12 protein-coding genes are annotated in these 15,811 nt (G+C 38.4%); 11 read left to right on the top strand and 1 reads right to left on the bottom strand.

Annotated features, from left to right (window positions below; all coding sequences use genetic code 11):
• The first annotated feature begins 5 nt into the window (after window positions 1-5).
• The 7 genes from mutL to DRZ93_RS06205 all read left to right on the top strand — a co-directional run bounded on the left by mutL (window position 6) and on the right by DRZ93_RS06205 (window position 8,915).
• Window positions 6-2,111, top strand: coding sequence for a DNA mismatch repair endonuclease MutL (gene mutL / locus DRZ93_RS06235; protein WP_113746134.1), 2,106 nt, complete (start codon window positions 6-8; stop codon window positions 2,109-2,111).
• The gene (gene miaA / locus DRZ93_RS06230) at window positions 2,112-3,053 is read left to right on the top strand and encodes a tRNA (adenosine(37)-N6)-dimethylallyltransferase MiaA (RefSeq protein ID WP_113746133.1); all 942 of its coding nucleotides are present in this window, start codon (window positions 2,112-2,114) and stop codon (window positions 3,051-3,053) included.
• A gap of 537 nt (window positions 3,054-3,590) precedes the next feature.
• Entirely contained in the window at window positions 3,591-3,842 is a 252-nt protein-coding gene (hfq, locus tag DRZ93_RS06225) for an RNA chaperone Hfq (protein ID WP_113743100.1), read from the top strand.
• Between the two features lie 44 nt (window positions 3,843-3,886).
• Window positions 3,887-5,281 (top strand): ribosome rescue GTPase HflX, encoded by a 1,395-nt coding sequence (gene hflX / locus DRZ93_RS06220; protein ID WP_113746132.1) that lies wholly within the window; start codon window positions 3,887-3,889, stop codon window positions 5,279-5,281.
• A gap of 23 nt (window positions 5,282-5,304) precedes the next feature.
• Window positions 5,305-6,549 (top strand): FtsH protease activity modulator HflK, encoded by a 1,245-nt coding sequence (gene hflK, locus DRZ93_RS06215; RefSeq protein WP_113746198.1) that lies wholly within the window; start codon window positions 5,305-5,307, stop codon window positions 6,547-6,549.
• Window positions 6,549-7,502: a protease modulator HflC gene (gene hflC, locus DRZ93_RS06210; protein ID WP_113743098.1), complete on the top strand. Its 954-nt coding sequence runs from the start codon at window positions 6,549-6,551 to the stop codon at window positions 7,500-7,502. Before hflK ends, hflC begins: the two co-directional genes overlap by 1 nt.
• 114 nt (window positions 7,503-7,616) lie before the next feature.
• Window positions 7,617-8,915 (top strand): adenylosuccinate synthase, encoded by a 1,299-nt coding sequence (locus tag DRZ93_RS06205; protein ID WP_113746131.1) that lies wholly within the window; start codon window positions 7,617-7,619, stop codon window positions 8,913-8,915.
• Between the two features lie 119 nt (window positions 8,916-9,034).
• Here DRZ93_RS06205 and DRZ93_RS06200 read toward each other — a convergent pair whose 3' ends face one another.
• Window positions 9,035-10,024: a polyprenyl synthetase family protein gene (locus DRZ93_RS06200; protein WP_113746130.1), complete on the bottom strand. Its 990-nt coding sequence runs from the start codon at window positions 10,022-10,024 to the stop codon at window positions 9,035-9,037.
• Window positions 10,025-10,575: 551 nt separating this feature from the next.
• Here DRZ93_RS06200 and DRZ93_RS06195 point away from each other — a divergent pair.
• From DRZ93_RS06195 to DRZ93_RS06175, 4 genes are all read left to right on the top strand, one after another.
• Window positions 10,576-11,469, top strand: a complete 894-nt coding sequence (locus tag DRZ93_RS06195; RefSeq protein WP_113746129.1) for a hypothetical protein — start codon at window positions 10,576-10,578, stop codon at window positions 11,467-11,469.
• A gap of 360 nt (window positions 11,470-11,829) precedes the next feature.
• The gene (locus DRZ93_RS06190; protein WP_113746128.1) at window positions 11,830-13,569 is read left to right on the top strand and encodes an IS1634 family transposase; all 1,740 of its coding nucleotides are present in this window, start codon (window positions 11,830-11,832) and stop codon (window positions 13,567-13,569) included.
• A 1,178-nt stretch (window positions 13,570-14,747) separates the two neighbouring features.
• Window positions 14,748-15,095: a hypothetical protein gene (locus DRZ93_RS06180; protein WP_113746126.1), complete on the top strand. Its 348-nt coding sequence runs from the start codon at window positions 14,748-14,750 to the stop codon at window positions 15,093-15,095.
• Between the two features lie 243 nt (window positions 15,096-15,338).
• Complete coding sequence (locus tag DRZ93_RS06175) at window positions 15,339-15,725, top strand: IS66 family transposase (protein WP_113746125.1); 387 nt, start codon at window positions 15,339-15,341, stop codon at window positions 15,723-15,725.
• Window positions 15,726-15,811: the final 86 nt, after the last annotated feature.

Raw genomic sequence — 15,811 nt, 5'->3', positions numbered from 1 at the left:
GATACATGGCTATAAAAAAACTGTCTGTAAAGCTTTTAAATCAGATAGCAGCAGGCGAGGTTGTAGAAAGACCAGCCTCTGTAGTCAAGGAGCTTTTGGAAAATGCCATAGATTCAAAAGCAAGCCGCATTGTTTTAAAAGTTGAAAATGCAGGCAAAAGTCTTATCCTGGTTACAGACAATGGCTGCGGTATTGACGAGAATGAGCTGGAGCTTGCTCTTGAGGCTCATGCTACCTCTAAAATAGCTACAACAGAGGATTTGGCCTGTATCAACACCCTAGGTTTCAGAGGCGAGGCCTTAGCTTCCATAAGCTCAGTTTCAAAGCTGTGTCTGACCTCAAGAACCAAAGACAGTGAAACGGCTCATGCCATCTATGCCCAGGGACTTGAAAAGGATAATACCATCTATCCAGCTGCTCATCCTGTAGGCACAAGTGTTGAGGTGTGTGAGCTTTTTTTCAACACTCCTGCAAGAAGACGCTTTTTAAAATCGGATAAAACAGAATCCTTTCACATACGCGATGTTTTTGTAAAGACAGCTCTTGCCAATCCCTCTATACAGTTTGAATTTATAAATGATGAAAAGCGTATGCTCTTTGTCAAAGAGGTTGAAAAAAGTACAAAAGAGAATCTTGCCAATAGAATTGCCTCGCTTATTGGCTCTGAATTTACGCAGAGTCTTTACAGTGCCTGTAATACTCAGGCTTTGAGTGTTGAGGGTTTTATTCTGCCGCCACCTGAGAGTGAGGCAGACTGCGCTAGTGATTTAATCTATATCTTTTTAAACTCACGTGTTATAGCAGACAGGGTTTTAATGCATGCCATAAGGCAGGCCTATATTACTGTATATGGCAGAAGCTGTCCGTGCCGTGTGGTTTTATATTTAAGATGTGATCCTAAGGATGTTGATGTCAATGTACATCCACGCAAGGATGAGGTTAGATTTCATGAGCAGAGACTGGTGCATGATACCTTGCTTGAAACCCTGGCTGCAACTTTGCTTGAGTATGAGAATTTAAGTTCAAGACAGCATCAGAGTGATATCTTTGAGGGCAGTGACTGTCTGTCAGATACACAAAGTGCAGATGATAACAATCATGTACATCCCAGCTCTGATCCATTTGTGCCATCAGCAGATAATGTCTTAGTATCTGCAAGTGATAAAGCAGAGACTCCTGATAGCCATGTCATTGGCAGGGATGATCTGTCCTTTTTAAACTCCAACAATATAGTAGCTGCAAGTGACAGCACCAAAGTCTTTAATTTAAATGATTTTGTACAAAAGGCAGATGAGAGTACAGCTGTCACTACAGACAGTCTCTCAGGCGCTGCAGGCAGGGATAATGATAGATCTTTTAGCTCCAATTCAAATGGCACAAAGTTAAGTGCTGCCTCTAATGCCATGCATGCCTCGCGTCAGGTAAGCTGCGGTAAAACTGTTGAATTTGCCTCAGCCTATGAAAGGCAGATGCAGCAGACACAGCACAAAGACTTTATAGATCTTGCTCCAATACAGGTACAGAGTTTAAACATAAGTGGCATCAAAGGTCTTTTTTACTATGGCACAGTATTATCACAGGTCTTTTTTGTCCGCTATGACAGCGCATACTATCTTATTAAAATAAAAGATTTCATACTCTCATACAGAGCGTATGAATACACACTTTTATTCAGGATAAACAATATAGACAGACATGCTCTGACCATGCCTTTTGAGTTTAGAGTGGATAGGGATCTTTTAAAGAAATTAAAGCTCATGAATTTTAATTTTGAGCGCCTTGGCTTTGAGATTGCCTTTAAAACCATGAGTGTTGTAATAAAGGCCGTGCCTAAAGCTTTAAAAGAAATGCCTCTTAACAGCTCCATGCTTACAATCTTGCAGCTATTTAGTGATTATCAGAGCAATCTGCAAAACTCTGAGTGCCCCTATGCACTTGCCAAAAAGATGTTTGAGTGCACAGACAATATGACATTTAATGAAAATCAGCTGCTTGATATACTGCAAAAATGCTCTTTTGCCGACTTTTTTAAACTATTGAATCCTGGTAGTGTTAAAGAGGTGGATATTGCCACTTTGGCACTTGAACTTTTAAACTCAAAGGATAGCTAAATGAGCTTTGCCCTTGTTATCTTAGGACCTACTGCATCTGGAAAAAGTGCTCTGTCACTGTCACTGGCCAGAATTTTTGATATTGAGATAATAAGTCTTGACAGTGCTTTAATCTACAGAGGCATGGATATTGGTACAGCCAAGCCAAGCAAAGAAGAGCTTGCCATCTGTCCACATCATCTTATTGATATATGTGATCCAAAAGAGAGCTACAGTGCTGCAAGTTTCAGAGAGGACTGTATAAATCTTGTAGAGCAGATTCAAAGCAGGGGACGCATCCCTGTTATCTGCGGTGGCACCATGCTTTATTATAAAGCCCTGGTGGATGGTTTATCGCCACTGCCTGCAACTGATGAGGCCGTACGCAAAAGAGTTTCTAACCTGGCACAGGAAAAAGGCTGGCCTTATATACATCAGATGCTAAAGGATATAGATAAGGTAAGTTATGAGAAGCTAAGCTGCAATGATAAACAGCGTCTGTCGCGGGCTCTTGAGGTATATTATATGACAGGCAGAGCTATATCCTCTTTTTATACACAGAAGGTGGATAAATGCCCATTTGAGCGCCTTGAATTTGCACTTTTGCCACAGAATAACGACAGAACTGAGCTAAGAGCAATGATACGCACACGCTTTATGGCCATGCTTGAGCAGGGCTTTGTCGATGAGGTAAGAGCGCTCAAGAGCAGGGGCGATCTGCACAGCGATCTGCCATCTATGCGCTCTGTAGGCTACAGACAGGTTCTTGAATATTTAGACGGGCAGTACGATTACACCACCATGATTGAAAAGGCTGTGGTGGCCACTGCACATCTTGCCAAGCATCAGATGACCTGGCTCAACGGATCTTTAAGCTATGACAGACATAAACTCATAATTGGATGTAAAGATAATCTGTCAATTGTGCAAAAGGCCCTTGAGGCTAAACTGCATGGCAACTAATAGTAGATACGCACCCTCTTAAAGTGCTTGACTATGGCGCTTTAATCTTACCATTTGTGCACAATTGTAAATGCTTTACAGATCTATGATGCTCAACAATTGTAAGCGTATAAACTTATGTTAAAACAATTGTAAATATGTCTATGCTTTTGTTATCTATAGATAATTTTTAAACAACTTTAGTGTTATATAGGTTTAAGATTTATGTTTTTTTTCATATAATAATTATAGAAAATGTGTCTGTATATGCAACATTTGTGACTATATGCCTTGTGCATAGTTATGCATAACATCACGAAAATACTTCACTCTGTATAGGAAAATATAAACATTAAGTTTATGCCACTTGTATTTAGACCAAAAGTCTAATATATTTATTTGCTTATCAAAGAGATGTTCTTGAGTGTATCTATCTGCTGAGAAAAGGTACAGACATACAGCAGAGTGTATATGTGTCATAACAGAAGTTTGATAAAATTTTATTATTATAAAGAACTTTAATTAGTTCATATTGATTATATATTTACGGTAGTTTTTATGGCCAAGGTTCAATCTTTACAGGATCCTTTTTTAAATGCTCTGCGCAAGGAGCATGTCATGGTGTCAATATATCTTGTCAATGGCATCAAGCTGCAGGGACAGATCGAATCATTTGATCAGTTTGTAGTGCTTCTTAAAAATCAGGTAAGCCAGATGGTGTATAAGCATGCCATTTCAACCATAGTGCCAAACAAGGCAATTACATTAAGTGCCTCTTTAGAGGATAGCTCTGAGGTTAAGCCTTCTTAACACCAATGAGCTTTATAATAATAACAACAAAATAAGTTTTGGATATGTCAGATAAAGAGTTCGAGCCCTTAGGGCCATCACTTTTAGTGCATGTCCAGCTGCCCAAGGCACAATCAGTAGAAGATCTTGAAGAGTTATATCGCCTGTGTGAATCTGCAGGCGGTATAGTGACTACTGCCATTATCTGTAACAGAGACACCCCTGATCCCCGCTTTTTTATTGGTTCTGGCAAAGTTGCCGAGGTGCGTGATGCCATTCATGCCTATGAGGCTGAGTGCGTCATTTTCAACAGTGCACTGACCCCAGCTCAGGAACGTAATCTTGAGCGTGAACTTAATGTGCGTGTTATGGACAGAACCGCACTGATTCTTGAAATTTTTGCCATGCGCGCCCGCACCTATGAAGGTAAACTGCAGGTGGAGCTGGCCCGTTTGAAATATGCTCAGGCACGTCTGGTGCGCGGCTGGACCCACCTTGAAAGACAAAAGGGCGGTTTTGGTTTAAGAGGCGGTCCTGGTGAGACACAGATTGAGCTTGATCGCCGTGCCTTAAAAGAAAGAATTGCAGCTTTGAATGAAGAGCTGTCAGTAGTTGCCAAACGCAGAAATTTAAGCCGCTCACAGCGCAAGAAAAACGCCATACCGGTTATATCTTTTGCAGGTTACACCAACGCAGGCAAATCCACTCTTTTCAATCGCATGACAGACTCTCAGGTCTATGCTGCCGATCAGCTTTTTGCCACACTAGATCCAACTTTGCGCACAGTTATGCTGCCAGTTGTAGGTAAGGCTGTTTTTGCTGATACAGTAGGTTTTATCCGTCATCTGCCTCATGATCTGGTGGCAGCTTTCAGATCAACTCTTGAAGAGAGCATCATGGCCGATCTGCTCTTGCATGTAATTGATGCCTCAGATCCTAGAATTGAAGATAATATAAAGGCTGTTAATGAGGTTTTAGAAAGTATTGGGGCAAGTGGTGTACCGCAGCTTCTGGTCTATAACAAATCCGATCTGGTCTCAGGTGTTGAGGCGCTGGTAGTCTATGATGATACCTCACGTCCTGTCAGAGTAAATGTTTCTGCTAAAACAGGAATGGGACTTGATGAACTTTTATTTGCAATAAGTGAACTGCTCTCTTCTAATTTATGCTCTTTTACTGCTAAGATAAGCCCTAAACATACAAAAGTAAGAGCCTGCCTGTATGAGCTTAAGGCCGTATTTAACGAAAGTTATGATGATTGCGGCAATATGCTGCTTGAGGTTAAGGCCAGAGCTGATGATCTTAAGCGTATAGACAAGAAAACCTCAGGTGCCTTGAGTGAATGTGTATCAGGAGCAAAGCCGTGGCTTGTAAGTCAGGCAGAAGAAACTCTAAGGCATGATGAACCTGAGACAGATACAGATTTTAATTTTGACTTTGATGATATTGAGACATTATGAAAGATAATAATATAGCTGATGCCATGGCCTGGAATGCTCCTGGCTCTGACAACAACGGTTCTGACAAAGAAAAGGGTCAGGACAGTAATGACAATGACCAGCAGTGGGGCAGAAATACACAAAATGATGATCCATGGGGTAGAAAAGCCAAGGCTAATCAGGGATTTGATCTGAACAACATAGTCAATATGTTAAAGAAAATCTTTGGCAATCAGTCAGGATCAGGCTCAGGATCCTCTGGTAAAAAGGGTGGCAATCTTGGTCTGACAGTTATTTTAGGTGTAGCCCTAGGTGTATATATCTTTACAGGCTTTTATACAGTGCGTGAGGCTGAGCGTGGTGTAGTACTGCGCTTTGGCAAGGTCTATGATGTAGTAGAGCCGGGTCTTAGATGGAAAATGAGCGGTATTGACACTGTAACTGTTGTGGATATTGAACAGGTACGTGCCATTCAGTCATCAGGCTCCATGCTTACAGAAGATGAAAATGTGGTAATGGTTGAGATGGATGTGCAGTATCGCATTTCTGATCCTGTCAAATATCTCTACAGCGTAACTGATCCAGACAATTCACTTACCGAGGCTACAGATTCAGCTCTGCGCTATGTTGTAGGTCATACCATGATGGATGATATTTTAACCTCTGGCCGTGAGATGGTAAGACAGAATACACGCGATCTTTTAGTCTCCATTATCGAGCCTTACAATATGGGCCTTAGTGTGGTTGATGTAAACTTCCTGCCAGCCCGTGCCCCTGATCAGGTTAAAGAGGCATTTGATGATGCCATTGCAGCTCAGGAAGATGAGCAGAGATTCAAGCGTGAGGCCGAGGCTTATGCCAATGAGGTGCTGCCACGTGCTGAAGGTCAGGTACAGAGAATTTTAAATGAGGCTGAGGGTTACAAATCACAGGTTGTGCTCAAGGCACAAGGTGAGGTGGCCCGCTTTGAGCAGATCCTGCCTGAGTTTAATGCAGCTCCAGAGATCACAAGAAGCCGTATCTATCTTGAGACCATGCAGGAGGTTTTATCCAAGTCATCCAAGGTTATAGTTGACACCAAAAACGGACAGAGCCCAATGCTGTACATGCCTATGCCAAATCTAAACGGCAATGCTGCCTCTGTTGCCCAGCCTAAGGTGCAAAACGAGGTTAAAGACAATTATCAGATAGAAACAAAAATAGATGAGAGTACTATCAAACCGCTGCCAAATCAGTATGGCAATTCATCAAGATATCAGTCATCTTCATATGGTCAGAGGGTAAGATAATGCGCAGTTCAACTTTAAATTTAATATTTGCCTCTGCTCTTATTGCAGGTGTAATAGGCTTTAATTCTCTTTTTGTGATTAAAGAGGGCAATGTGGGTATTGTTACCCGTTTTGGCAAGGTGATAAGAACCTCAGATTCTGCTTTAAATGTGTCACAGCCAGGACTGCACTTTAAGATACCATTTATTGATCAGGTAAGAATGCTTGATTCAAGAATACAGACTCTAAGCTCAAGGGCTGATCGCTTTGTAACTGCAGAGAAAAAGGATCTTATTATTGACTCTTATGTAAAGTGGAAGATATCAGATCCTGCAACCTACTATCTGACTACAGCAGGTGGTAACAAAATGCAGGCTGAGGAGCTTTTGCGCCGTCGTATCACCAACTCCTTAAGAAGTCAGATTGGTAAACTTACCATTCATGAAATTGTTTCAGGTCAGGGTAATGAGGATAATACCTTTGATGCCTCAGAGCCTTCAGTTATAGGCAGCTCCAAGCGTGATGAGGTTATGCAAAATGCCCTTAAGGATATTGGTTCATCTGCAACAGAGCTTGGTATTCAGATTGTTGATGTGAGAATAAAACAGATCAATCTGCCACCTGAGGTTTCAAACTCAATCTATCAGCGTATGCGTGCCGAGCGTGATGCTGTGGCCAAATTACACCGCTCACAGGGCCGTCAGGAGGCTGAGGCTATACGTGCCAAGGCTGACAGAGAGGTTGTGGTTAAAGTGGCTCAGGCTGAAAGAAAAGCCCGTATGTTAAAGGGTGAGGGTGATGCCCAGGCTACCAAGATCTATGCTGATGCCTATTCACAGAATCCTGAATTATTTGACTTTTTACGCTCCATGGATGCCTATCGCAATTCCATGAAGAGTGGTAATGATGTCATGGTTATAAATCCTGATAACGAATTTTTCAGATACTTTGATGATCCTATAGGACGCAGGTAAAAGATCTGCCCCTTTGCATTGAAAAATTAAGTAAAAAATTATAAGATCCCACTGTTTGTGGGATCTTTTTTTGATCCGTTTATTTATACAGGGCAACGAAGGTGAGATAAAGTCATGCCAAAGAATGTTGTAGTGCTTGGCACCCAGTGGGGTGATGAGGGTAAAGGTAAAATTGCTGATCTTTTAACTTCAAAGGCAAGTATTGTGGTTCGCTCCCAGGGTGGCCATAATGCAGGTCATACCCTGGTAGTAGGTGATAAGAAAGTTGTAGTAAGACTTGTACCTTCAGGTATTTTACATGAGAGCTGTCAGTGTTTAATCGGCTCTGGTGTAGTTGTATCTCCTGAGGCCTTATTCTCAGAGATAAGCGAGCTTGAAGCTGCAGGCTTTAAAGATGCCCACAAAAGAATAAAGATTTCAGGTGCCTGCGCTCTGTTACTGCCAATCCACCCTGCAATTGACAGAGGTGCTGAAAAACTGCGCGGTAAGAATGCCATTGGCACAACAGGTCGCGGTATTGGCCCATGCTATGAGGACAAGGTAGCAAGACGTGGTCTGCGTGTAGGCGATCTGCTCGATATGGAGCGTTTTTCAGAGCGCCTTAAGAATCTGCTCAAATACCGTAACTTCATGCTCAAGCATTATTATGATGAGCCGGAGGTTTCATACGAGAGTATCATGGAGAGCATTATGGCTCTGCGCGATAAAATCCTGCCAATGATTGCAGATATTTCTGCAATTTTAGCTGATGCAAGAGAGCGCGGTGAGAAGATTCTCTATGAGGGTGCTCAGGGATCATTCCTTGATATTGACTATGGTACTTATCCATATGTTACATCATCAAATACTGTAGCTGGTGGCTGCTGCACAGGTTCAGGCGCAGGTCCACTGCATATTGATTATGTATTAGGTATTGCCAAGGCCTATACTACACGTGTAGGCGGCGGTCCATTCCCAACCGAGCTTTTAGATGAAATTGGTCAGGGTATCTGCACAAGAGGTAAAGAGTTTGGTGCAGTAACCGGCAGAGCAAGAAGAGCTGGTTGGTATGATGCTGTGGCTATGCGCCGTGCTGTTACCATTAACTCCCTCACAGGCATCGCTCTTATGAAGCTTGATGTTTTAGATGGCATGGATGAGGTTAAGATCTGTGTTGGCTATAAGCTCAAAGATGGCAGCGTAAGCAACCTTCCACCACTTGCAGCTTATGAGTATGGTGAGGTTGAGCCTGTATATGAGACTATGCCGGGCTGGACAGAGACAACCTTTGGTGTTACAGAGTTTGATAAACTGCCTGTAAATGCTCAAAAATATGTGAGACGTCTTGAGGAGCTTGCCGGTGTTAAAATAGCTATTTTATCAACAGGACCAGAGCGCAATCAGACCATATTTATTGAAGATCCATTTGCTTAGTATCAAATAAGCTGCAAGGCTTTTGGATAAAGCAAATTTAAAGAGGACCTCATGGTCCTCTTTAAATATTAGCTATGTCATTTAAAGCACAGTCAAAAATCAGTTGTCAGTACTCAAACTTAGCTGTCTCTGTTAATTATCTTTAAAGTAAGAGCTTCAAGTATAGACTTTGCCTCACCATCTTTAAGCACTGCAAGGCAGGATAAAGCTTTATCAATAGCCTTTTTGGCATAGTCATAAGAGAGCTTGAGTGCATCTGTCTTTTGCATGTAGCTAATAACAGTGTTCAGATCAACCTCCTCAATGGCTTTGATAAAGCTGTCCTTATCTGTGCTGCTAAGTTTTTCAAGGGTGATAATAAGAGGCAGAGTAATTCTCCTATCTTTTAGATCCTCTCCCACAATCTTGCCTAAGGTAGCATTGTCGGAACGGTAATCTAATACATCATCGATAACCTGAAAAGCAATGCCAATCTGACGGCCATATTCTTTGAGAATATCATATGTGCTCTGAGGCTCATCTAGAACTATACAGATAGATGATGCCGCAAGTTCAAACAGGGCACCTGTTTTTGCATAAATTATGTTTTCATACTGCTCATATGTAATGGACAGATCTCCCTCGTGCTCAAGCTGAAAGAGCTCACCTGCTACCAGAGTACCTAAAGTTTTGGAAAACTCAGTAATAATTTGTACAGATAATGCACTTTGCAGCGTTATAAAGCAACGGGTGAACATATAGTCACCGGCCAGCACTGCAATATGATTGCCCTCGGTTGCATTCAATGTTTCATGTCCACGACGCAGAGGTGACTCATCAATTACATCATCATGAATTAAGGTTGCTGTATGTAAAAGTTCAAGAGCTGCAGCAACAGATGTGATTTTATCGTCAAATTCAGGAGTATAATTAGGTAAAGAGGTTGCGCATAAAAGCGCGATTCTTGGTCTTATTCTCTTGCCACCTGCAGATATAACGGTCTGGCATAGATCGCTTACCTGCTTTTCTATAGCTAAGTCTGTTATTGTATGTGAAAGTTTTGATTCTACGACCTGCATCAAATCTTTAAGCTTGATGTCAGATGTGGTTGGTATATTGGTTAAAGGCATAATTATCCCACTATTTAATGCATTTTGCACATTCTAACATCAAAATCTAAATGCGGGTTGCTTATGTGCTAAAAACATTTAGAAATTGCAAAACATCATCAGAAAAATAGATTTTAAATATTGATCAACGTAAAAAGTCTGGATAAAATTGCTTTTAAGGGGTTATAAAAAGATAAGTACAGATACTGTAAAGGCAACTTCAAATAATACAAATAACTGAATAAATAGATTGATAGAGTAAATAGATAGACATTGTTATTAAATTTTATATCACAAAATAAGTTTTAACAAAGAACATTAAGATGTGAAAATATAAATAACGCATTCAATTTTTAACACCAATAAAGAAGATCTTTGTTATATAGGTTGCTTACCTAGCAAAAAAATATTATTCAGATGTACGAATACCGTTATAGTAAATAGATTAAAAATGAATTTTTTGAAAGCCTAAAAATAAAGAACATTCATAAACATTATCGAAGAAAATTAGTATTACTAATAATTTTAAAAATACAGATTTTATACATAAAATATATTAAAGGAGAATATTCATGACAGATATATTTAAATTTATTAATTATTTGGTATCAGATCTTAATCTAATTTTTTATCCAATACTATTACTAGGATATTTAATTTTTGGGTTTACAAAAATAAAAATTATTGGCAGTATGATGTATATTGATAAAGAGCTCAGTAAAAACAGTATCAATATTTCTATAAATTCTTTAGGATCTATAAAATATTTACTTCGTGCTACATATATGAGAACTTGGTTGCCAATTGAAATATTATTTCATACTGCTGTGATATCGTTGATTACAGTAATATTTTCAAATATTTTAATCAGGATGGTAACGGATTCTAACTATTCTTGTATAATAATTACTGTAATATTAATGGTGATTTTTCCGATATTAATAACTCCTGAAAAATATAACGTAATTAAACAATATTTTAAGCAAGATGATGACTATAAAAATGACTCTCTTACCAGAATTAGAAAGTATGTTATATCTGTTGTATTTCTTTGTCCAATAGGTGTATCTCTAATTTTTATATTTGTTTTGAACATGGACCCAAATTTTAAACCTGGTGAGATACTTGATCCAGAAACTTATTCTATAATCAAGTCATATGCATTTACATTATCTACTCTGATGGGAATTTACATGCATTGTATGTATTTTCTTAACAGTAAAATGTTAGTATCATATTTAAAAATTTTCTTTGAAAAATCCAATAAGATTAATGATGAGACTAGAAAGGGAATTTTAGGTGTAAATGAAAGTGGTATATCTGAAGATGTCATTAAGAGAGCCAAAATTATTTTTAATATTACTTTTTATGTCAAACCTGTTTCTTACGTATGTTTTAAAGTAAATAAAAAAGTTTATATTTATATTAAAGTATTTAAGTACGAAGATCTGGTTGAACTTAAATAAATATAAGTTCATTTATTTTTGACTCTTCGTGCATCAATGTGGACTCTATCCCACTATAAAAGTAAATACAGACTGTATTGTCCTTTTAAAATTGGGAAGACCCTAAGCATATCTATACTTGACTATGGTTTCTTTTGGAGCTTTAATAGGAATATTTGATTGTTATATATAGCCTAAATTTTTCATGCAATATATAGTAGTTTGCTCGGCCATTTATATTTACTTATTATTTATTAAATAATTTACTGTTAGCAATGATTTTTTTTTAGTAAAAACTCATTGCTTTTTTATTGTTTTTGTGTATACGATATATTATCGGTTTATAGTTATTTGTATAGTAGTGATTTTAGGGGGCTTTTCATGATTTATTACGAAATAACATATGCTGTTCCTCAAAGCAGGTGCTATACACAGTCTGAAATACGTGGTGGCAGGCCTATTAAATATCTGTATATGTACACTTCCTTTTTTAGAAATGAAAAAGGACAGTCCCGCAATAAGTCTGTTATCGTTGGTCGAGTCAGTGAGACTGATCCAACACTGTTTCACCCTAATGACAAATATTTTGCTATTACCGGTGCGGCCATCCCTCAGGTGGTATTAGATAAAAAGGAAGAGCGTAAAGCTAAAAAGCAAAAAAGAGGTTCAAAGATTACATCTATTTCTCATGGTGTACCTGTGGTTAATGGTGATGTTGTTAAAGGCAGCTCTCTGATATTAAAAAAGATTTTTGAAAATACAGGTTTGAGCGACTGTATAAAAAAGATCTTTGATAAAAAAGAGTCTGACTATTTAACTGCAACAGCATGTCTTATAGCCTCTGGTGATTCAACCATGAGTAATATTGATGACTTTTCAAAGACATTTGTCTTTGATGAGCCTGAGATTGGCTCTGTTAGTGATTCAACAATATCAAGGCTGTTTTCTCTTTGTGAACAGGAAGATATAGATTCATTTTTCGAATTATGGCTGAAAAAACATATGGATCTGAATGAAGCAATATGTTACGACGTAACTTCATTTTCCTCATATGCACAAGAGATACAGCATGCTGAGTTTGGTTATAACAGAGATAAAGAGGATTTGCCACAGGTTAATCTTGGCATGTTCTCAAGTATAAAAAGTAAAAAGCCACTGTATTATTCAATGTACAATGGCTCTCTGAATGATTCTACGCAACTACCATACGTAATCAATGATGCCAAGCGTCTTGGTATCAGCACGCGCAATGTCTGTACCTTTGACAGAGGTTTCTTTAGCCAAAAAGGCATTACTTTTCTTGACAATGCTGGGCTAAAACTCATTGTTGGTGTTTCTCTTAGCAGGTATAAGCAAGCCCTTGAGGTTATTGAGGCTCTGTCTAACTCTCAAGCATATAGGTTGCCAAAATATGAATTGTCTGAATACCCAGGAATTTACGGCCATCGTATAGAGCATACAATAGAAGATGTAAAAGGTGTCCTGCATATTTACCATGATATGAATAAGTGTTATGAAGATAATAAAATACTCAGTCAAGAAGTTGCCGCTGAGATTGAAAAAATCAAGGAAGTTAATGATGATGGTATGCCAATAACACAAAGAAAAGCTAAGTCTCTGTGCAAGTTTCACAATTGCATAAAAGATGACAGTAACCCTTGTGGATACGTATTTAAAGAGGATGAAGATAAAATAATAAAAGCTCAGAAGCTGCTTGGCTTTTTTGCACTGTTTACTACTAACTCTGATCTTAGTGGCGCTGATGTACTGTCTGCCTACAGGCACAAAGATGTGCAGGAAAAGATCTTTGATACTGCCAAGAACACTTTAGACTGCGATAGATTAAAAATTCATAACTCTAATACTGCAAGAGGTAAAATGTTTGTGATTTTTATGGCTCTAGTTGTACACAGCTTTATACAGGAAGTTATAAATAAGCTAAAGGTCGAAGAGCCAAAACGCTTTATTAAAATGACCTATGAGAAACTACTAAGAGAGCTTGATGATATAAGTATTAAACGCTCGAAATCAGATATTTTTCTGACCAAGGCTCTGACAAAAACCCAAAAAATCATCCTAGGTGCATTAGGTGTTGATCTGTCGGCTATAGAGCTGGTTTAAACCATGTGTTCTCTAAGATCTTGTATACTATAGTGCATGCTTAAGTTAGGCTAAATAGGAGAAACAAATGATATTGATCTATACCTTAGTCTTTTGTCTGATAATCTATTCGTACAAGTATATTAAGGTGCAGTCAGATTATATTAAACACTTACGATTGATAGGAGAAAAACATAATATTGTTGTTAAAAGATTCAAAGAAAGCTTGTGTTTTATTTCATCTTTTTTAGTTGACCCAAAATATGAAAGTACAGACCAGAAATTACAATTTAACTTTGGCATGGGTTTGGTATATATAAACGTATTAGAGTCGGTCGATTCTGTGACAAATTGGAGCGCAATTCTTTTTTATACAGTAACTTTTTCTTACTGCTGGACATATTACGGCTTCAAATTTTTTGATTTATGTACAAAAAACATTCTAAATTTATGCTTTACTGTGATTATTTATAAAATAATTAATGATGACGCTGCATTTGCCGCAAGTAACCTTAACTTTACCTATTGTTTTATTATCTGTGATATATGCCAACAAACGTACCTTATTTTATTACAAACTATCTATGACAATAAGATTAATATCTACCAAAAGATATTAATTAAAATATTTGCTTTTATAATGTCTTATACAATGGTTATTTATTTAATACCAATTAACTACATTCCATTCTGTATGCTTATTCAGGCGGCTCTGTCTTCTGTAATAAGCTCTACTCTATTAATTATGTTTCATTTGTTGGCAGATGGCCTGTTATATAAAGGACCAGTAAACCCATTTGTTTTAAAAATTAGAGATAAAGCTCTTGAACTTGGCTTAATATTATGCTTCATAGGTTTTATAAATATGCCGATCTATATTGATTTCATGCATGGTAACTTATCAAGGCATAATTATAACTCTCATTTTTATTATTTTTCTTCTATTTGCAGCTGAGCCAGAATAACGTCATAATCAGGGTGATAGCTATATTAAATGTCTTGATACACGGATAATCGTGATAAATAACTCCAATGTCGATTATAAGAAAGTAAACAGCAAAGCGTGCAAAGTATCATTGAGCTGTCGGGTGAGATTAGAAAAAATAATAAAAACTCAGCAGGTGTGGTTTTAGAACCACTCGCAGAAGAAAGGAGCATTTTAAATCTCTCAAGACAGCGACATTACAAAAGCCATCAAAGTGCCTACATGTTTTAAGATCAGATGCTACTGCCCTACATGCAAACATATCCATGAGTTTAAATTTGATGGCAAGATTAAAAGAGCAAATGAGGTTAAAGAGAATCAGGGTATTGATACCAAAATCAGCCTCAGTGCTGTACAGAATCTCATAGGTGTAGGCTGCGGCACTACCATAGAATACAATCCTGCTCTGATAACTGCCTATGATACCTATGAGGTAAAAACAGGAGGAAGTGATAAGTCTGACGCAGCTGTTCGTAATTCAAACGAATGTGACTCAAAAATAGAACAGTCATTAAATCAAGAGGTTATTGTTACAAATCAGGACAGACAAAATACACCCTAAACCCACACGAATGAGTCTGCAGATAACAGCGAGCTTAAAAACTCAGACAATAAAGCTAAGGTTAACAAGAAGATCCTGCAGAATATCTGCCGCCATGATGGTGCAGTTAAAAGCTCACATGATATAGCCCATGATGTAATCAGCTATAAGGGCAGAAATGACATTATAAATCCCAACACTTTTGATTTTGATGCCTTTGCCTTGCTGCCATGCTTTAATAAATGCGCTCTATCTGCTGGACTTATGAGTGCATTACACTCAATGTTTGCTATGCTCAGTGCTCCTAAGAGCCGTATTACCACCATGCTAAACGGCCTGGGTGTTGACTGGTCGCGTGTACATATCACAGATATTATAAATGGAAGCTCAAGAGCTTTTTTCCATGGAGCGGCTGAGGTTATTCATAATGACATGCTCTATAACTGTCGCAGCGTTATTATGGACGAGACCACACTTAAGGTACGCTCGCAAAAGACTAAAGGCGGTTATATTAAAAAGTCACAGTTATGGTGTATGGCCACATCCTGGACGGAGGAGGTAAGTGCCACCTATTTCAGAGCCTCAGACAGTAGAAATGCTGACAATGTCCTGGATTTGCTCGACAGTAAAAATCCAAGCTCAATTCCCTAAGATCGCACTCCAAACATACCGAGAATCAATCTTAATTTCATGACCAGAAGCCGGTCGCCGGACGCGACCAGATCTTCTTTTTTTAA

This window comes from Anaerobiospirillum thomasii, from assembly GCF_900445255.1.
Classification (GTDB): domain Bacteria; phylum Pseudomonadota; class Gammaproteobacteria; order Enterobacterales; family Succinivibrionaceae; genus Anaerobiospirillum_A; species Anaerobiospirillum_A thomasii.
Note: the sequence above shows the minus strand (reverse complement) of the source record. Positions and strands in the feature narration are given on the sequence as shown.